The organism is Rhodococcus sp. LB1, from assembly GCF_001583455.1.
Taxonomy (GTDB): Bacteria; Actinomycetota; Actinomycetes; order Mycobacteriales; family Mycobacteriaceae; genus Rhodococcus_F; species Rhodococcus_F opacus.
In genome coordinates, this window is the sequence record NZ_LTCZ01000030.1 from 13388 (window position 1) to 31426 (window position 18039).

15 protein-coding genes are annotated in these 18039 nt (G+C 69.0%); 7 read left to right on the top strand and 8 right to left on the bottom strand.

Annotated elements, in window-relative coordinates:
- Nucleotides 1-4: 4 nt before the first annotated feature.
- Entirely contained in the window at nt 5-3517 is a 3513-nt protein-coding gene (locus tag AZG88_RS05900) for an indolepyruvate ferredoxin oxidoreductase family protein (RefSeq protein ID WP_331712238.1), read from the bottom strand.
- 138 nt (nt 3518-3655) lie between these two features.
- Between AZG88_RS05900 and AZG88_RS05905 the strand changes: the two genes are divergently transcribed.
- Both AZG88_RS05905 and AZG88_RS05910 read left to right on the top strand, forming a co-directional pair.
- Nucleotides 3656-4168: an Lrp/AsnC family transcriptional regulator gene (locus AZG88_RS05905; RefSeq protein ID WP_005252722.1), complete on the top strand. Its 513-nt coding sequence runs from the start codon at nt 3656-3658 to the stop codon at nt 4166-4168.
- 23 nt (nt 4169-4191) lie between these two features.
- Nucleotides 4192-4653, top strand: a complete 462-nt coding sequence (locus AZG88_RS05910; RefSeq protein WP_005252720.1) for a 6,7-dimethyl-8-ribityllumazine synthase — start codon at nt 4192-4194, stop codon at nt 4651-4653.
- A gap of 33 nt (nt 4654-4686) precedes the next feature.
- Here the strand turns inward: AZG88_RS05910 and AZG88_RS05915 are convergent, their stop codons facing one another.
- Complete coding sequence (locus tag AZG88_RS05915) at nt 4687-5328, bottom strand: restriction endonuclease (RefSeq protein ID WP_005252719.1); 642 nt, start codon at nt 5326-5328, stop codon at nt 4687-4689.
- Nucleotides 5329-5519: 191 nt separating this feature from the next.
- Between AZG88_RS05915 and AZG88_RS05920 the strand changes: the two genes are divergently transcribed.
- Nucleotides 5520-6575 (top strand): 2,3-butanediol dehydrogenase, encoded by a 1056-nt coding sequence (locus AZG88_RS05920; protein ID WP_005252717.1) that lies wholly within the window; start codon nt 5520-5522, stop codon nt 6573-6575.
- A 3-nt stretch (nt 6576-6578) separates the two neighbouring features.
- Here AZG88_RS05920 and AZG88_RS05925 read toward each other — a convergent pair whose 3' ends face one another.
- The gene (locus AZG88_RS05925; RefSeq protein ID WP_061697192.1) at nt 6579-8090 is read right to left on the bottom strand and encodes a PucR family transcriptional regulator; all 1512 of its coding nucleotides are present in this window, start codon (nt 8088-8090) and stop codon (nt 6579-6581) included.
- Nucleotides 8091-8211: 121 nt separating this feature from the next.
- Between AZG88_RS05925 and AZG88_RS05930 the strand changes: the two genes are divergently transcribed.
- The 3 genes from AZG88_RS05930 (at nt 8212) to AZG88_RS52490 (ending at nt 10341) form a co-directional block, all read left to right on the top strand.
- Nucleotides 8212-9663 carry a purine-cytosine permease family protein gene (locus tag AZG88_RS05930; protein WP_005252714.1) on the top strand — a complete coding sequence of 484 codons (1452 nt, stop codon included), beginning with the start codon at nt 8212-8214 and terminating at the stop codon, nt 9661-9663.
- Nucleotides 9656-10060: a YybH family protein gene (locus tag AZG88_RS05935; protein WP_061697193.1), complete on the top strand. Its 405-nt coding sequence runs from the start codon at nt 9656-9658 to the stop codon at nt 10058-10060. Before AZG88_RS05930 ends, AZG88_RS05935 begins: the two co-directional genes overlap by 8 nt.
- Before the next feature lie 128 nt (nt 10061-10188).
- The gene (locus tag AZG88_RS52490) at nt 10189-10341 is read left to right on the top strand and encodes a hypothetical protein (protein WP_007300518.1); all 153 of its coding nucleotides are present in this window, start codon (nt 10189-10191) and stop codon (nt 10339-10341) included.
- Nucleotides 10342-10350: 9 nt separating this feature from the next.
- On the opposite strand, the gene AZG88_RS05940 is transcribed toward AZG88_RS52490, so the two are convergent.
- From AZG88_RS05940 to AZG88_RS05960, 5 genes are all read right to left on the bottom strand, one after another.
- A complete protein-coding gene (locus AZG88_RS05940; protein ID WP_037183206.1) occupies nt 10351-11712 on the bottom strand; it encodes a bifunctional lysylphosphatidylglycerol flippase/synthetase MprF in 1362 nt (453 codons plus the stop codon).
- A 98-nt stretch (nt 11713-11810) separates the two neighbouring features.
- Nucleotides 11811-12149 carry a 4Fe-4S dicluster domain-containing protein gene (locus AZG88_RS05945; protein ID WP_061697200.1) on the bottom strand — a complete coding sequence of 113 codons (339 nt, stop codon included), beginning with the start codon at nt 12147-12149 and terminating at the stop codon, nt 11811-11813.
- The gene (locus AZG88_RS05950) at nt 12146-13741 is read right to left on the bottom strand and encodes an FAD-dependent oxidoreductase (protein WP_061697194.1); all 1596 of its coding nucleotides are present in this window, start codon (nt 13739-13741) and stop codon (nt 12146-12148) included. Before AZG88_RS05950 ends, AZG88_RS05945 begins: the two co-directional genes overlap by 4 nt.
- 141 nt (nt 13742-13882) lie before the next feature.
- Complete coding sequence (locus AZG88_RS05955; RefSeq protein ID WP_025433015.1) at nt 13883-14311, bottom strand: pyridoxamine 5'-phosphate oxidase family protein; 429 nt, start codon at nt 14309-14311, stop codon at nt 13883-13885.
- Between the two features lies 1 nt (nt 14312).
- Complete coding sequence (locus AZG88_RS05960; protein WP_061697195.1) at nt 14313-17222, bottom strand: FAD-binding and (Fe-S)-binding domain-containing protein; 2910 nt, start codon at nt 17220-17222, stop codon at nt 14313-14315.
- Between the two features lie 57 nt (nt 17223-17279).
- Here AZG88_RS05960 and AZG88_RS05965 point away from each other — a divergent pair, with 57 nt between their 5' ends.
- Entirely contained in the window at nt 17280-18038 is a 759-nt protein-coding gene (locus AZG88_RS05965) for a DUF998 domain-containing protein (RefSeq protein ID WP_061697196.1), read from the top strand.
- Nucleotide 18039 lies beyond the last annotated feature (1 nt).

Consider the following 18039-nt stretch of genomic DNA (forward strand, 5'->3'; position numbering starts at 1 on the left):
CTTCTCAGGACCTTTCCGGAGTGGTGGCAATCGTGATGGTGGAGGTGTCGACGCCGAGTTCGGCGAGACGCTGGAGGTAGACGGTGACGTTGCGCAGCTTCACGTCCTCGTAGCCCCGGACGAGGTCGGGAGTCGCGGCGATCAGCGTTGCGGTGTCGTAGGTGTCGGCGGAGAGGTCGGCGACGAGGCCGGCCACCGTGGTCTCGTAGTGCGCGAGCAGCTGACGCTCGAGACGACGGACCTTGGCGTAGCCGAACGGGTCGAACGCGGTGCCGCGCAGGAACTTCGCCTTGGCGAGGGTCTTGAGCGCGACGTGCGAGCGGGGGCCGAAACCGATCTTGGTCTTGCGGCCCATGGCCTTGAGGACGGGCGGGTGCAGCTTGTAGGTGAGCTTGCCCGCGCCGGGGACCTCACCGGCGGCGGCGTCGAGGAACGCCTGGTCGGTGAGCATCCGGGCCACCTCGTACTCGTCCTTGTAGGCGGTGAGCTTGTGCAGTCCGGCGGCGACGGCCTCGCTGAACTCGGTCCGGCTGCCCAGTTCGCGCTCGGCGTCCCATGCCTGCTGCACCAGGGCGATGTAGCGGGCGGCGACGCGGTCACCCTGGAAGGCAACGAGGTTCGCGGCGCGGCGTTCGGTGAGCTCGAGCGTCGTGCCGTCGAGGGTGGATCCGGCGAACAGGTGCGCCGGGACGACGGTGTCGCTGCGCTGAGCCACGGCGGCCGAGCTGGTGGCGGCCAGGAACGCTTCCCGGTCGGCGACGGCGACGCGTCCCCAGTGGAACGCGGCCTTGTTGGACTCGACGGCCACCCCGTTGATCTCGAGGGCCTCCTCGATGAACCGGGCGGGGACGGGCAGTCCGCCGGCCTGGTAGGCCGCGCCGACCAGCAGGAAGTTGGCGGCGGCGGTGCTGCCGAACAGAGCGGTGGCGGCGGCGAGCCCGTCGATCGCGGTCAGTTCGCGGGCCGAGACGTCGAGACGCTCGAGCAGCTTGTCCTCGTCCGGGTAGCGGACGGCGGGGTCGTAGACCATGTCGCCGGTCGGGGTCTGGCTGGTCGACGCGACGGTGATGGTGCGGTCGGAGCTGCCGAAGCCGGCGTACTTGGCGTCGGCCGCCGTCAGCAGGTCGAACGCGAGGACGCAGTCGGCGGTCGCGGGGCTGATCCGGTTGGACGGCGCCGAGCTTCCCGACCGCGTCTTCTGATCGCTGAGCCGCAGGTGCGACGTGACGGGTCCGGCCTTCTGGCTGAGACCGGTCTGGTCGAGTCCTTCGACGTGCAGCCCGGCGCGCAGCGCGGCCATGCCCAGCACCTGGTTGACGGTGACGATGCCGGTACCACCGACACCGGCCATGAACAGGTTGTGCGTTCCGGTCCACACGGCGGGATCGGGGTCGCCGACCTCCGGCGGAACCGGGATCTCGCGCAACGTCTTCGGTGCGCCTTCCTCGGGCAGCTCGACCGTCACGAACGACGGGCAGTCGCCCTCGAGGCAGGAGTAGTCGGTGTTGCAGCTGGTCTGGTCGATCTTGGTCTTGCGGCCGAATTCGGTGTCGACGGGCTGCACGGACAGGCAGTTGGACTTGACGCCACAGTCGCCGCAGCCCTCGCAGACCGCCTCGTTGATGACGACGCGGGTGCGGCGGGCGGGCAGCTTGCCGCGCTTGCGCTTGCGGCGGGCCTCGGCGGCGCACTGCTGGTCGAAGATCAGCACGGTGACGCCCTCGATGTCGCGCAGGACGCGCTGCGCCTCGTCGAGCCGGGTCCGGTCCCACAGCAGCGTGTTGGCGGCGAAGTGGGCACCCTTGTGTCGCTTGGGGTCCTCGGCGCAGACGATGATCTGCTTGACGCCCTCGGACGCCAGCTTGTGGGTCAGCTGCGGCACGGTCAGCCCGGCCTCGGCGTCCTGCGCGCCGGTCATCGCGACGGCGGAGTTGTAGAGCACCTTGTACGTGATGTTGACGCCGGCGGCGACGCACGCCTGCACGGCGAGCTGGCCGGAGTGGAAGTAGGTGCCGTCGCCGACGTTCTGGAACATGTGCTTGACGTCGCTGAACGGGGCCTGCCCGATCCACTGCGCGCCCTCGCCGCCCATCTGGGTGAGCATCGTGACGGCGCTGTCGGTGCGGCCGGACATCGTGACCAGGGTGTGGCAGCCGATGCCGCCGCCCGCGATCGATCCCTCGGGCACCGCGGTGGAGCGGTTGTGCGGGCAGCCGGAGCAGAAGTACGGGGTGCGCGACGTCGGGAGGACGGTCAGCTCGAGGCGCGGCGGCGGGGCCGGCGTCAGCGCGACCCGGTCCTTCAGGACGCGGCGCAGCGGTCCGGTGAGACGGGCGGCGGTCAGTTCACCGTCGACGGGGATCAGGTTCTTGCCCTGCGCGTTCTTCTTCCCCAGCACGGCCGGTGCGCTGGCGCCGCCGTAGAGGATGTCCTTGAGCTGCGACTCGACGAACGGCATCTTCTCCTCGACGACGAGGACCTGCTCGACGCCGTCGGCGAGTTCGCGAACCTTGTCGGCGCCCAGCGGGTAGGGCATGCCGACGCGGAGGATGCGGATACCGGCGTCCTCGAGCTGGGAGTCGCCGAGCCCGAGGTCGAGCAGGGCCTGGCGCAGCGAGTCGTAGGCGGTGCCGACGGCGGCGATGCCCAGCCACGCGGTGCGCGGGTTCACCTCGATCTTGTCGATCTCGTTGGCGGCGTTGAACGCCTCGACCATCGCCCAGCGCGGCCCGTACAGGTCGGCCTCGGCGTAGACGCTGTCGGGCGGGGATGCGAGCACGCGCTGCCGGTACGACCACGGCTTGCCGTTCCACTCGATCTCGGGGAGCTCGATGTCGAGGTCGGCGAAGTCGCGGTCGAGGGTCCAGAGTCCGTCGGCCACGTCGGCGACGATCTTCATGCCCGACCAGCAGCCGGAGATCCGCGACAGCGCCACACCGTAGAGGCCGAACGTGATGACCTCCTCGGCGTTGCGCGGGAAGAACACGGGCATGCCCATCGCGGCCATGGACCGCTCGCTGGCGCAGGGGATGGTGGAGGACTTGGCGTTGGGGTCGTCGCCGACGAGGACGAGGACACCGCCGCGGGCGTTGGCGCCGTACATGGCGGCGTGCCGGATGGAGTCGCTGGCGCGGTCGAGGCCGGGACCCTTGCCGTACCAGACGCCGACGACGCCGTCGTGGGTGCGCTCCCCCTGCGGGAGGTCGACCTGGCTGCCCCAGACGGACGTCGCGGCGAGTTCCTCGTTCATGCCGGGCACGAACTTCACGTCGTGGTCGGTGCTCAACGTGGGGATGGCGGCGATGGTGCGGTCGAGGCCGGCGAGGGGGCTGCCCTGGTAGCCGGAGACGAACGTCGCGACGTTCAGTCCCGCGCGGCGGTCGCGTTCGTGCTGCTCCACCAGCTGGCGGGCGATGGCCTGCACACCGGTCATCAACACCGGGCCCGAGTCGGCCCGGTATCGGTCGGCGAGATCAAAGGATGCTGCACTGGTGCGAGCGTCGTCTAACTGAGTCATCTGCGATTCCCGATCCGTCGCGTTGAGCATTTCGTGAGCTTGATCCTGTATCTGGTCTAAGATTTGGTCAACGCAAATCGGATCAACTGATCAGTTCACGCAACAGGTGACGGTCGTCACTTCCCGGAGGTACCCAAAGTGCTCAGCATCGACAAGCTCGACGTGCAGTTGCTCGGACTGCTCGGCAAGGACTCACGCATGAGCGTGGCCGAACTCGCCAACTCGCTGGGCGTCGCTCGCAACACCGTGCAGTCCCGGATGAAGCGCATGGAGACCAGCGGGCTGCTCACCGGCTTCCGCCCCAACCTCGACCTCGCCGAGGTCGGGATTCCCATCCAGGCGTTCGTCGGGCTCGAACTCGAACAGGGCAAGCTCACCGCCGTCGGCAACCGCCTCGTCGACCTGCCGGAGGTCATCGAGATCCACGCGACCACCGGCCGCGAAGATCTGCTGGTGCGGGTGGCCACGTCCACGCACGCGGAGCTGCAGAAGTTGCTGGAGAAGATCGCGAACCTGCCCGGCATCACGCATTCGACCACCACCATCGCGCTGACCAGCCCGCTGCCGTACCGGATTCAGCCGCTGCTCGAGCACCTCACCGACGACTCCGGGTGGGGCCGGTCCACGGCACTGCCCCGTTCACAGCGCTAGGTCCGGTGCAGTAGTTTCAGACCATGAGTGAGAGTCAGGGACGAATCGCGTTCATCCAGGCCACGTGGCACCGCAACATCGTCGACCGCGCACGCGAGGGCTTCACCGATGAGGTGAACACGCTGGGGTATTCGAAGGACGAACTGGACTTCTTCGAGGTGCCGGGCGCATTCGAGATCCCGCTGCACGCACGACGCCTCGCCCTCACCGGGCGTTACGACGCCGTCGTCGCCGCCGCGCTCGTCGTGGACGGTGGCATCTACCGCCACGAGTTCGTCGCGACCGCGGTGATCGACGGCCTCATGCGCGTGCAACTCGACACGGATGTGCCGGTGTTCTCGGTTGTGCTGACGCCGCACCACTTCCACGAGCACGACGAGCACCTCAACTACTTCCACGATCACTTCGTCAAGAAGGGCGCCGAGGCCGCTCGCGCCTGCGTCGCCACCGTCACGTCGCTGAAGTCGCTCCCGACCGCGAACTGAGATTCGCCCACTNNCTGACGGTGGTTTCTCGTCTCACCTGTCCTTCGCGTGCCGGTGCTGGACGTAGAGGAGCCAGAACACGGGCGCGCCGACGACGGCGAGGATCGTCGCGAACACGCGGAGCCCGACGTTCCCTTCGCCGAAGGGGGCGATCATGAGGACAATCGTGCAGACGACGGCGCCGAGGAGTCGCCAGTGCGCGCCGAAGAAGCCTGCGACCATCGCCCATGCGTTGCGGGCGACGATGCGCGCCGGCGATTCGGGCTCGGGTGGGGGCGGCGGGGACGGGGCCACCGCAACCGTCGAGTTACGCGCGGCGGCCACCAGTTTCGGGGCGTGGGCGCCGACCGGCGGGGTTTCGCCGTCGGGCTCGCACCGGAACAGGGCGATACCCACCGCGTCCGCGTAGTCGACGGCCTCGTCGGTGTATCCGGGGCCGGAGAAGTACAGGAGTTTCCGGGCGTGGCTGGTTCCGCGGGTGTCGTAGAGGTTCGCGAGGTCCGACTTGCCTGCACTGCCGCCACGCCACTTCACCTGCGCGTATGCGCGTGACGAGTAGACGTCGATGCCGCCGTCCGCGCCTCCGAGTAGCGCCGTGGCGTCGCCGTAACCGAGCTTCTGCATCTGCTCGGCGGCGTTGATTTCAGCTTCAGCCGCCGTGCGTATGCGTGCCATGCCTCACTCCCCCAGATCGAACCAGTCTTTCCCCTCGAAGGTACCCGCAGATCGGGCCAAACCAGCTATCCGCCGGTGAACGTCACACCGGCGCCATCGAATTGCAACACACTGCAACTCTTCCCGCCCCCGGCCGCGCGACCGTACCGTTCCCCGAATCAGCACGTTCACAACGTAGTGAGGGCGGATTCATGAGGGCAGCACGCTTCCACGGCCGACGCGACATCCGGATCGACGACATCCCGGAGCCGGAATTGCGGCCGGGCGCGGTGAAACTCCGGGTCGCGTGGTGCGGCATCTGTGGCACCGATCTGCACGAGTACCTGGAAGGCCCGATTTTCATCTCCCCGCCGGGACATCCGCATCCGCTGTCGCACGAGAACGCGCCGGTGACGATGGGCCACGAGTTCTCCGGCACGGTGGAGGAGGTCGGCGAGGGCGTCACCGATGTCGCCGTGGGCGACAACGTGGTGGTGGAGCCGTACTTCGTGTGTAACGAGTGCGCGTCCTGCAAGGCAGGCAACTATCACCTGTGCACGAAGATGGGTTTCATCGGATTGGCCGGTGGCGGAGGCGGACTCAGCGAGAAGGTGGTGGTCGACCGCCGGTGGGTGCACAAGATCGGTGACATCCCGCTCGACGAGGCGGCCCTGATCGAACCGCTCAGCGTCGCGCACCATGCGGTCGTCCGCAGCGGGGCGAAGGCCGGCGACGTCGCGCTGGTCGGTGGTGCGGGGCCGATCGGACTCCTCGTGGCCGCGGTCCTGAAGGGTCTGGGTGTCACCACGATCGTCACGGAACTCAGTGACGCCCGGAAGCAGAAGGCGCTGTCCAGCGGCGTCGCGCATCACGTGATCGACCCGTCGTCGGAGGACGTGAAGGCCCGGGTGCTCGAGCTGACCGACGGTGTCGGCGCGGATCTCGGGTTCGAGTGCGCCGGGGTCGACGTCGTCCTCGACACCATCCTCGACGCCGTCCGGCCCGCAGCCGTGGTGGTGAATGTGTCGATCTGGGGCAAGCCCGCGACGGTCGACATGCAGAAGCTCGTCCTCAAGGAGATCGACCTGCGCGGCACCATCGCCTACGTCCGCGATCACGAGGCGGTGATCGAGATGGTCCGCAGCGGCGTGATCGACCTCGCTCCGTTCATCACCGGGCGGATCGAACTCGACAATCTGGTCTCGGAGGGCCTCACGACGTTGATCGAGCACAACGACACGGCGGTGAAGATCCTGGTCCGGGCGTGACCGTCAGTCGGGTTCGTCCGAAGACGGGGTCACCGCCCTGGCCTTGAGCGCCAGCCACAGCTCCATGCGGTCGTCGGCCTGGTCGAGGTTCCGCCCGGTCAGTGCCGCGATCTTGTCGATCCGGTTCCGGACGGTGTTGCGGTGCACGGAGAGGGCGGCCGCGGCGGGGTCCCATGCCCCGTTGGCTCGCAGCCATTCCTCGAGCGTTCGCTGGAGTTCGACGCGTTCGCGCGGCTCGAGCTGATCGAGGGGTGCGAGCACGGCGGTGGAGAAGCCGCTGAGCACGTCGGCCGAGCCGAGCCGGAGCAGCAACTGGACGGTCTCCCCTTCCTTGGCGTCGACGGCGCGACCCAGTCGGGCGCTGACGGCGACGAGGGACCGCGCCTGCATCGCCGACACGGCCAGCGCGTCCACGGGAACCAGCGCACCGATCCCGATCGCGCATCCCTCCGCCACGCTCGACAGCAGTTCCGCCAGCCCGGCGACCTCGGGGTGCGCGATCTCGATGTCCGAGTTGCGCTGTCTCAGGACGGAATCCGAGAGGGCCGAACCGATCCGGACGGTCAGGTCGGCCACCGCCTCGGGAGTGGAGCGCACGACGGCGATCTGCAGGGGGTCCCGGGGCAGCCCGATGCCGGCGGCGATCTGATGGGCGCGCTCCCTCCGGAGTCCGGGTCTGAGCAGCTGCGCCAGCGCCGCCGCCCGCCGCTGCCGCTCGGGTTCGCCGGCCACGTGACGGCGTTCGAGTTCGAGCGACAGCAGCGAGACGAGAACATTGGACGCGTGCCGCAGCGCGTTGTCCGCCGACCGCTCGAGCACGACGAACGCGAGCGGGTTCTCGATGCGAACGGGGTGCAGTTCGAGTTCCCGCCGACCGGCACCGCCGAACGCCGTCCAGCCCTTGGCGCGGGTGGTGTAGCGACCTACTTGGTCGTGGGCGTCCTGCAGGAACGCCGCATCGACGCCATCGGAAAGCTGAACGACCCCGCCCGACGCGTCCAGCACCGCGCACAGTGAGCCGCTGACGGAACGCCATTTGCCGAGCAGTCCGCTCAGCGGCGACGGTCCGGCCGCGACCGCGGTGAGCTGATAGCTCAGTTCGATGGCGTCCTCGAGCGCGCGTTTCTCTTCCTCTGCTATCCGGGAGAAGATCCACTTGGTGATGGCGATGAACGGCACCGAGTCGGGGGCGATGAGCAGCGGGACGCCGAATTCACGCGCCGCCGCGACGAGTGGCGCCGGTGGCGCCTGAAAGGGCAGCCCGTGCCCCAGACCGAGGCACAGTGCGGCGACCCCGCCCGCGACGCAATCCCGCACGTAGTCGCGGCACCCGGATTCGGTGGTGGGAAGCATCAGGCCGACGGTCATCAGCAACTCGCCGCCCTGGAGCCAGTCCCGCGGACGCGTCAGTTCGGACACGTGCGCTGCGGTGATGGGGTTGCCGACTCCCGCCGTCCCGCTCATCGACGTGAGCCGCAGCGTGGGAGCAGACAGGACGTCCTGAACGGTGATCACCGGCGACCTCTTGTACTAATTGCCCAACCGTAATAGACGAACTGTACATCTCGCCTCTGGTGCCGGGGCGGCGCAGTGCGCAGAGTAGTGATCAGAGCCACAGCACCTCCTAGGAGTTTCAGTGTCAGATCACTCCGGCGACACCGCCGCGCCCCTCGGTGGCACCATCGAGACCCGCTCGATCGACTACGTCCCCGAGGACGAACGTCACGGGAAGGTCCGCGACCAGGGCCCCTTCTGGTTCGTCGGAAACTTCCAGCCCTTCACGGTGGCCATCGGCTTCGTCGGCCCCGCCCTCGGCCTGTCGTTGGGCTGGACGGTCGTCGCGGGCATTCTCGGCATCTTCTTCGGAACGTTGTTCATGGCGTTCCACGCGTCGCAGGGACCGGTGCTCGGACTCCCGCAGATGGTGCAGTCCCGCGCGCAGTTCGGCTATCGCGGTGTCGTCCTCGCACTCATCGGGACGTTGTTCACGTACGTCGGGTTCAACGTCGTGGACGTCGTCATCATCAAGGCGGGTCTGCACAGCATCTTCGGGTGGAACGCGGCCGTCATCGCCGTCGTGATCACCGCGGTCGCGACGCTGCTCGCGATCTACGGTCACGATCTCCTGCACCTGTCGTTCCGTGTGCTGTTCTGGCTGTCGCTGCCGCTGTGGGCGATCCTCACGTGGGGCGTCGTGTTCGGGCACGCAGGCGGCGACGCGGGCGCCGCGACGGGCGGGTTCACCCTGCTGGCGTTCATCGCCCAGTTCAGTGTCGCGGCCTCCTACAACATCACCTACGCGCCGTACGTGTCGGACTACTCGCGGTACCTGCCGCGCAACACGCGCACGTCGGCCATCGTGTCGGCCGTGTTCCTCGGCGCCTCGGCGTCGCCGGTCTGGCTGATCCCGGTGGGCGCGTGGATGGCCACCCGGCTCGGAGCCACGGATGCGCTCGCAGGCATCCACGACGCCGGCAACTCGGTGGTCCCGTTCCTCGGCAGCGTGCTCGCCCTCGTCGCGACGCTCGTGCTGGTGGCGACCATGGGCCTGAACGCGTACAGCGGCATGCTGACCGTGATCACCGGCATCGACTCCTTCCGGAAGGTCACCCCGTCCCGCCGGATCCGGGTGGTGACCGTCCTCGCGCTGGCCGCGGTCTGGCTGGTGCTGAGTCTGCTCTTCACCGATTCGACGACCGTCCTGAACACGACGTTGCTGATCATGCTGTACCTCCTCGTGCCGTGGACCGCCGTCAATCTCACCGACTTCTTCTTCGTGCGCCGCGGGCATTACGCCATCACCGACCTGTTCACGCCGGACGGCCTGTACGGGATGTGGTCGTGGCGGGGTATGACGGCCTTCTTCGCCGGCATCGTCGCGTCCGTGCCGTTCATGGTGCTGCCGTTCTACGTCGGACCGATCGCCGCGACCATCGGTGACGTCGACGTCGCGTTCGCGGTCGGGCTCGCCGTGTCCGGGATCGTGTACTGGGTCCTGTCCCGGTCGCTCGACCTCGACACCGAGGAACGGTTCATCGAAGACAGCGAAGCCGCACTGGCAGTCGAGGAGAGCCCGGCGCATGGCTGACACGACGACGGCAGACGTCCAGCACGCGATCGACGCGCTGATCCGGGCTTTCGGCGAGCACGACACGACGGCCTACTTCCAGGCGTTCAGCCCGGACGCGACATTCGTCTTCTACACCCACCCGGTGCCGCTGCCCAGTCGCGAGGCCTACCGCGACCTGTGGGCCGAGTGGGAGGCGGACGGGTTCCGCGTCCTGGCGTGCCGCTCCAGCGAGCAGAACGTCACGTTCCCGGCCCCGGATGTCGCGGTGCTGACGCATCGGGTCGGCACCACCGTGCGGGATTCGACGGGAACGGTCGAGCTCGACGAACGGGAGACGATCCTCTTCCGGCGGCGCGCAGAGTCGGGCTGGATCGCCGTCCACGAGCACTTGTCGCCGCAGTCGATCACACCGTGATAGCTGACCGATAGCTGGTTCGACGTGGACCGCGTCACATCAGGACCCCGTCGAGTTGCGGAGGCAGACGCCCGACGGTGTACTGGTCAGTAAACCTGCCCGGCTCGGCCTATCGCGAAGGTGCACAGATGACGGACGAACGGCCCGGCAAGAATCAGACCCCACCGGACAAGACGACGCGACCGAAGCCGAAGGAGGCGACCCCGGACGTCTCCAAGACCGATCTCGCGGCCGTCGTCGATGCGCTCACCGCGACGAACGAGAAGAATTTCGACTTCTGACCTCGCGCCTCAGGCCCGCTCCCGATGCGGCACGAACTCGAACGTCAGGCACGCGAACGCCACGGGCAGCAGGTAACGGAACCGCAGGAGGACGTATCGCCGGTTCCCCACGGAATGGAACTTGCCGAGATAGCGATACAGCGACTCGAGCGAGATCAGCACGTCGCCGAGGTGCAGGACACGGCGGAAGAGCCGGGCCCCCGCACCGGGTGCGTCGGGGTCGAGGAGTTCGGGGAACGCCGCGAACGACAGCGAGACGTATCGCGCACCGGTCCGCTCGGCGTACCGGATGACGTCGACGGTCATGCGTTCGTCGGTGCCGTTCGGCGCGCCCTCGCCGCGCCACGGAACGTCGAGGCTCAGTTCGCGGGCGGAATCGGCGGTGCCGTAACGCTGGAAGGCCACGGCGCGACCGGTGCCGTCACGGGCGATGACGAGCAGAACACCGGGGAGCGTGCCGTCCAGCAGGTGGTCGAGGATCATCGAGAACCCGCGGCGCTGATGTCCGGCACGGGCGTCCTCGACGATGTCCGACAACTCCCGCCGCGTCGGTTCGTCGAGCGCGGCTTCCGGGACGATCTCGGTGGTCAGCCCGGCGTTGTGGGTGCGCTGCACGGCCTGCCGGAGGTTGCGGAACTTTCTGCCGTGCAGGGTGAAGTGTCCGACGTCGATCACTACGTCGCGCCCGATCGGGACCGCCGTCAACGGCTTCCGGGTGTCGCCGCCGATCTCCCACAGCCGGGCGACGCGCTCCCCCGCGCCGAGCACCGCGACGCGCCAACCACGTTCGGCGGCGAACTCGGAGAACTCGTCGAGGAGGGCACCGAATTCGAACGCGTTGCCGATGGGATCGCCGGAGACGACCGCTATTCCGGACCGGGCCCGGTAGGCGATCGCCGCGCTGCCCGACGCGTTGAAGTAGTAGGACTTCGCCGAATTGAGGGCGAACGGCGACAACGGGTCGTCCGTGGTCTGCTGGATCAGCGAGAACACACGGGCACGGTCCTCGGGCTGCGGCACACTGCGCACCGGCAGCATCAGCACGGGTCCGGTGGCCACGAGGAGGAGGAACCCGGGAGTCGAATGTGCGCTCGTGTACGCCACATCCGCTGCCGCCACGAACAGCACCGCCGCCACCGAATGTGTCATGGTGACGGGCCGCCGCAGGTGCAGTCCCCGGGCCACCAGCAGGACGGCGATTCCGGCCGCCACCATCCACGTGCGAACGGGCCCCGACCGCCCGGCCATCCACATGAGCACGAGGCCGACCACGACGGTTGCGCCGACCAGCGCCATCCGCGCCGCGGGCGATTCGGGCCGGTACACCCGCAGCCCGGGCACGGTCATCGGTGTCGACTTCGAATTCTGCATCCGCACCCCTGCCCCCAGGTGACGACTGTTCCGGTGCCTCCAATCTAGCGGCTCCGCCGCCCGTGAGTGGTTGACGAGTCCCTGGACTCGCTACGCACTCACGAGTGCAGCCGTGGCGGCGGTGCCCCGTGCGGCAGGGACGGCCCGACCGCCGTGAGTGAGCCTGCGGCACGCCCCTTCCCCCAGCCGAGCTTCTCGCGGTACCGGCCGATGTGGTCCTCCGGGATGTTCTGCCCGTCGACGAGCGGCGTGGACTGCGGGTCCACGTAGAGCGCGTCGACCGGGCAGTACGCCTCGCACATGAAGCACGTCTGGCAGTCCGATTGCCGCGCGATCACGGGGATCCCGGTGTCGGTGCGGTCGAACACGTTGGTGGGGCACGCGTCGACGCACTTCTCGCAGCCGATGCACGCCTCGGCCAGCAGCACCTCGATCACGAAGCCACCCGCAACAGCCCACTGTGTGCCGCGCCGGTCGAGGTCCACACGTCGTCCAGCCCACCGGTGAGCACGTGGTGGTGCTGCGCGGGGTCGAGGTCCGGGTAGTCGGCGCGCTTACTCATTCCGCGGGTTTCCGTCCGCGCGAGCGTCGAGTGGTACATCCACCGGCCCACCGCGGTGATCGCCGCGGCCTGACGGGCCCGGACACGTTCGTCGCCGGAGTCGCCGCCGAGGCCCAGCGACAACGCCGTCCACAACGACTCCAGCTCGTCGAGCGCACCCTGCACCCGCACACCGTCCCGCAGGTAGTTCTTCTCGTACGGGATGAGTTCCGCCTGCGCGGCCGCGACGACGGCGGACGCCTCCAGCCCCGACCGTTGCGTCGGACGCAGACCGGCCCGCCCGGCGGGACGCAGTTCGCCCGCCCGGACCCGACGTTCGGTTCGCGCGAACCGCGCGGCCCCCGTGCCCGCCCAGCTGCCGGACGACATCGCCCACGCCGAGTTGTGGCTGCCGCCGCCGGTGAAGCCGCCGCAGATGCGTTCGCGGGTCGCGGCGTCGCCCGCCGCGAACAGGCCGGGGACGGACGTGGCGCAGGTGTCGTCGACCACCTCGATGCCGCCGGTTCCGCGCACCGTCCCCTCGGCGAGCATGCTGACCTCGAAGCGGTCGGTGAACGGGTTGATGCCGCGACGGTCGAATTGCAGGAAGAAGTTGGGCTGGCCGAGCCGCATCTTGCGTTGCACGTCGTCGTCGGCGCGGTCGAGTTGGGCGAACACCGGCTCGGACAGCAGCGTTTTCGCGATCACCGAGCGCCCCTTGGTGGAGCCGGCGCCCTCGAGGACGCGCCCGTCGGCGTGGAAGAACGTGGCGTAGCCGTAGTAGGCGGTCTTGGTGATGGTGGAGTTGGCGGGGACGATCGCGTACGCGTTGGAGAATTCCATGCCGGAGAACGTGGCACCCACCTCGGCGGCCATCAGCGCGCCGTCGCCGGTGTCGACGTTCGTGCCCAGGGCGCGGGACAGGAACGCGCAGCCGCCGCTCGCGATCACGACGGCGCCCGCGGTGATCCGGTAGTCGCGGTCGTCCTGGCGCTGGTAACCCGCCGCGCCGCGCACCTGGCCGTCGGTGTCGACGAGCAGTTCGAGGGCCGGCGAGTGGTCGAGAATCCGGACGCCCGCCTTCTTCACCCACGCCCGCATCCGCCGCATGTATTCGGGCCCTTGGAGTCCGGTGCGGATCTGCCTGCCGGTGTCGGGGTCGACGGGGAACGGGTACCGGCCTTCCTCGGCGAGGAGGTTCATGTTCGCGTACGTCTGGTCGAGGACGCGGTCCATCCAGTGGTGGTCGGCGAGATGGCCGCCGAGCGCTTCACGGCTGGCCTTGGCCTTCGCCCGCGCGGACGGGTCGGGGTCGACGTACCAGATGCCGGTGCCCGAAGGCGCGGTGGCGCCGCTGGTTCCGCAGTACCCCTTGTCGACGAGGACGACGTCCGCCCCGGATTGCCGTGCGCGCAGGGCGGCCCACGTTCCGGCGGGGCCGCCGCCGATGACGAGGACGTCGGTGCTCAGGTCGAGAAGTTCGGTCATGAAGGGCGCTCCTGTCGAGGCGGAACAACTGCCCTTCAACGCTTCCGCACATCGGCCCGCGCCGCCATCGTCAGAATCAGCGTGAGCTGAACGCTCGTGAGCGGTCAACGAGTCCAGGGACTCGCCAACCGCGCACGGGCGCTACGCGCCTTTGCCGTAGTCCACGCTCAGCCAGTGCTCCGGCCGCATGCGGATGACGATTGCGCTGTCGTCGTACGCCTCCTCCACGAAACTGTCGACCTCCTCGGCGGGGAGGTAACGGGTGGCGAGTTCGCGGACGACGTCGGCGGTGGGTGATTCGTCGAACTCCACCGGACCTTCGACGCTGACGTACCGGTAGGGCGGCTTCTCGTCCTGGGCGACGAGGCTGAAGCGGCCGGCGGCGCGGATCAGCCGCTCCTTCAGCGACCCGCGACCGGTCCAGACGTACACGTGGCCGCCGGGTTCGTAGCCGTACCAGATGGGCACGGCGAGCGGCGCCCGCCCGTCGCGGTCGACGGCGATCACCCCCACGTGCACGTCGGCGAGGAACTTCTCGCGCTGTTCACTGGTCATCGACAACTGCGACATGTCAGTCTCCGCTCTGGTGTTCGGTTTTCGACGATGGTGCGGGGTCGAGCAGCTGGGCGAGGTGTTGCGACGATCGGGTCGGGTCGAGTTGCCGCACCTGCATGTGGCAGCTGAATCCGTCGGTCAGCACGACTGCGTCTTCGGGACTGTCGCGCAGTGCGGGGGCGAGTGCCTGTTCCGCCACCTGCATGCTGAGGTCGTAGTGGTCGGCCTCGAACCCGAAGTTTCCTGCGACGCCGCAGCATCCGGTGGCCTCGCGCACACGCTCCACCCCGATCGCCTGCAGCGCCTTCCGCTGGCCGGCCGCGCCGAACACGGCGTATTCGTGGCAGTGGGTCTGCACGGTGACGTCCTCGGGCAGCGGCACGCTCGGGGTCCAGCCCGCCTGGGTGCGTTCGAGGACCGCGCCGGCGAAGCTCTGCACGCGGGCGGCGACGCGTCGGGCGGCGTCGGTGTGGACGAGTTCGGGCAGGTCCTTGCGGAACGCGGCGGCGCAGCTCGGCTCGAGGACGACGATGGGCCGGTCGGTGCCGTCGTCGAGGAGTTCGGCCGCCTTGGCAAGGGTCTTCTTCGCCTGCTTCAGCTGTCCGGTGGAGATCCAGGTGAGCCCGCAGCACACGTCGCTGCGGCATTGGGAGCTGAGGCCCGCCTCGGCGAGTACCCGCGACGCGGCGCCGACCACCTCGGGGCGGAATCCGCGGGTGAACGTGTCGGCGAGCACCACGACGTCCGCGGTGCCGTTCTGCGACGTCTCCCCGAGCTCCCGGCGGATCTGCTTGCGGGACGCGAACTCCGGCATCGACCGGTGCGGGGTGAGACCACCCAGCTTGGCCGCGACCTTCGCCAGCCGGCCCGCGGTGAGCCGATTCACCACGGGGGCGGAGCGTTCGGCGATCTTCAGCCACACCGGCAGCCAGCCGAGGGAGTAGTGCGACAGCGGACGCACCCGGCCGCGGTAGTGGTGGTCGAGGAATTCGGATTTGTACGTGGCCATGTCGACGCCCACCGGGCAGTCGGTGGAACAGGCCTTGCAGGACAGGCAGAGGTCGAGGGATTCCTTGACGTCCTCGGAGCGCCATCCGTCGGCGACGGTCGGCGAGTTGCGGACCATCTCCTGCAGGGCGCGGGCCCGGCCGCGGGTGGAGTCCTTCTCGTCTCCGGTCGCGCGGAAGCTGGGGCACATCACCCCGCCCGTCGACGCGCGGCAGCGGCCCACCCCGATGCACCCCTGAACGGCGTGGACGAACGGTGCGACGGGGACGTCGCTGGTGGGGGTGAGGTCGAATGTGGTCTGCCACGACCGCGGGTTCACGCCGTCGAGGGCCAGGCTGCCCAGCAGCGGTTCGGGGTCGACGATGCTGCCCGGGTTCAGCACGGCCGCCGGATCCCAGAGCCGTTTGAACGTCGCGAACGCCGCCATCATGATGGGCGTGTACATGATCGGCAGCAGCGCCGACCGCGCGCGACCGTCGCCGTGCTCCCCCGACATCGATCCCCCGAACCGCACGCACAGTTCCGCGGCGCGGTGGATGAACCGCGACATCACGTCCCGGCCCTCCTCGGTGCGCTGGTCGAAGTTGATGCGGATGTGCATGCAGCCGGCGCCGAAGTGCCCGTACATCACGCCGGTGAGACCGAATTCGGCGAGCAGGGCCTTGATGTCGACGAGGTAGTCGGCCAGCTGGTCGGGTGCGACGGCGGAATCCTCCCAGCCCGTCCAGGATTCGCTGCCCTCGACGAGTCGGGCCGACAGTCCGGCGCCGTCCTCGCGCACCCGCCACAGCGACGCGCGTTCCGCCGGGTCCCCGACCACCCGCGAGTCGACGAGCCGTCCGGCCGCCCGCAGCTTCGAGACCAGTTCGGCCCCGCGCAGTTTCACCTCGTCGAGATCCTCGCCGTCGAGGTCGACGTACAGCCAGGCCTCGCCGTCGGGCAGACCGACCACGGAGTCGGCGCCGCGCAGGTGCCGCATGGTGTCGACGATCGCCGAGTCGATGCCCTCGATCGCAGCGGGTGAGTATTCGAGGATCAGCGCGTTGTCGCGGGCGGCGTCCACCAGGTCGCGGTATCCGAGGCACAGCAGCATCGCCGCGGGCGGCACCGGCACCAGCGCGACGGTCGCGGACACGATCACCGCACACGTCCCCTCGCTTCCCACCAGGGCGCGGGCCACGTCGAAGCCGTTCTCGGGCAACAGGTTCGCGAGGTGAAATCCGGACACCTGTCGCGGGATGCGGCCCAGCTCGAGGCGGAAGTCGCCGAGATGCTCCTGTGTCAGCTCGTCGAGTCCGGCGGCGATCCGTTCGGCCTCGCTCACCGCAGATGAGTCTTCCGGGTCGGTGGCCCGCAGCCCGTCGTGGGTGGCGGTCAGCCGGTGCCCGTCCGCCGTCACGAGATCGAGTGCGACGACGTGATCGGACGTGCGGCCGTACCGCACGGAGTGGTTGCCACAGGCGTCGTTGCCGATCGCGCCGCCGACGGTCGCGCGGGACTTGCTGGACGGGTCGGGGGCGAAGGTGAACGCGCCGTCCGTCGCCAGTTGCACGTCTTTCTGCAGGTCCGTGAGGACGATGCCGGGTTCGACGACGGCGGTCCGAGCGGACGCGTCGACGGCCCGCACCTGATTCATGTGCCGGGAGAAGTCGAGTACCACTCCCCTGCCGATCGCGTTGCCCGCGAGTGACGTGCCGCCACCGCGGCTGGTGATGGGGATGCCGCGGTCCGTGCAGGCCCGGACGATCGCCACCACGTCGCCGGCGCTGCGCGGAAACGCCACCGCCAGCGGCGGCACCCGGTAATTGGAGGCGTCGAAGGAGTATTCGGCGCGCCGCCGCGATCCGATGTCGAGGTCGATGCCCAGCTCGGCGAGCTCGGCATGCAGGTCGGCCGCGGGACGTGTCAGCTCAGCCACGCGTCGATCTGTCCCGTCTCTTCGGAGTCAGCTACCGGAATTCTCGTCAGCGGGGCCATGGCTACATGGTCGAGCCGCTCCCGAAGATTGTCAACAATCCACTCGGTGAGCCGGGTACGGTTCGGAGGGGTGAGCGTCGTGCGAACGCCGTCACCCGCCCAGCGACTGTTGGCTGTGCGGGTCGGAGCCACGGCCTGGGTGCTCATCGCCCTGTATTTCCTCGCGGAGGTCGTGACCGCGCGCGCCTGGCCGCGGCCGTACGCGGTGCGGACCAATTCGGTCAGCAATCTGGGTGTCACGGGGTGCGACGGCTCCGCGGCCCAGGCCGCGGCCGCGCGGCTGTGCTCACCGCTGCACGCGGTGATCAACAGCGCTTTCGTGCTGACGGGGGTGCTCATTCTCGCGGGAGCGGTGGGCCTTCGCGAGTTCCTGCCACCGGGACGCCTGCGCCGGGCCGTGTTGACGCTGCTCGGTCTGGCGGCCGTCAGTGCGGCCATGACGGGCGTCGTTCCGATCAATGTGGACGCCCACCTGCACCAGCTGGTCGCGACCCCGACGTTCGTCGCCCGCAACGCCGCCATGATCGTCATCGCGATCGCGCTCTACGAGCGTGGGCGCATCTTCGCGCTCTGGACCGGTCTGTGCTGCCTCATCGGGGTCGTCGGGATGGCGGCGATCCTCCTCCCCGGCGAACCGTTCGGCATCACCGAACGCCTGGCCCTGTACCCGTTCACGGTGTGGGTCGTGACCGCTGGTGTCGCGGCGCTCCGCACCCGTGCGTGGTTAACGAGTCCAGAGGGGCTGTTGCGGAATTGAG

Bases quoted from the DNA above. Each gene is read 5' to 3' on its own strand.
- AZG88_RS05935 (WP_061697193.1), top strand. From the start codon at position 9,656: ATGGCTGACACGACGACGGCAGACGTCCAGCACGCGATCGACGCGCTG.
- AZG88_RS05965 (WP_061697196.1), top strand. From the start codon at position 17,280: ATGGCTACATGGTCGAGCCGCTCCCGAAGATTGTCAACAATCCACTCG.
- AZG88_RS52490 (WP_007300518.1), top strand. From the start codon at position 10,189: ATGACGGACGAACGGCCCGGCAAGAATCAGACCCCACCGGACAAGACG.
- AZG88_RS05910 (WP_005252720.1), top strand. From the start codon at position 4,192: ATGAGTGAGAGTCAGGGACGAATCGCGTTCATCCAGGCCACGTGGCAC.
- AZG88_RS05940 (WP_037183206.1), bottom strand. From the start codon at position 11,712: ATGCAGAATTCGAAGTCGACACCGATGACCGTGCCCGGGCTGCGGGTG.
- AZG88_RS05900 (WP_331712238.1), bottom strand. From the start codon at position 3,517: ATGACTCAGTTAGACGACGCTCGCACCAGTGCAGCATCCTTTGATCTC.
- AZG88_RS05920 (WP_005252717.1), top strand. From the start codon at position 5,520: ATGAGGGCAGCACGCTTCCACGGCCGACGCGACATCCGGATCGACGAC.
- AZG88_RS05950 (WP_061697194.1), bottom strand. From the start codon at position 13,741: ATGACCGAACTTCTCGACCTGAGCACCGACGTCCTCGTCATCGGCGGC.
- AZG88_RS05955 (WP_025433015.1), bottom strand. From the start codon at position 14,311: ATGTCGCAGTTGTCGATGACCAGTGAACAGCGCGAGAAGTTCCTCGCC.
- AZG88_RS05915 (WP_005252719.1), bottom strand. From the start codon at position 5,328: ATGGCACGCATACGCACGGCGGCTGAAGCTGAAATCAACGCCGCCGAG.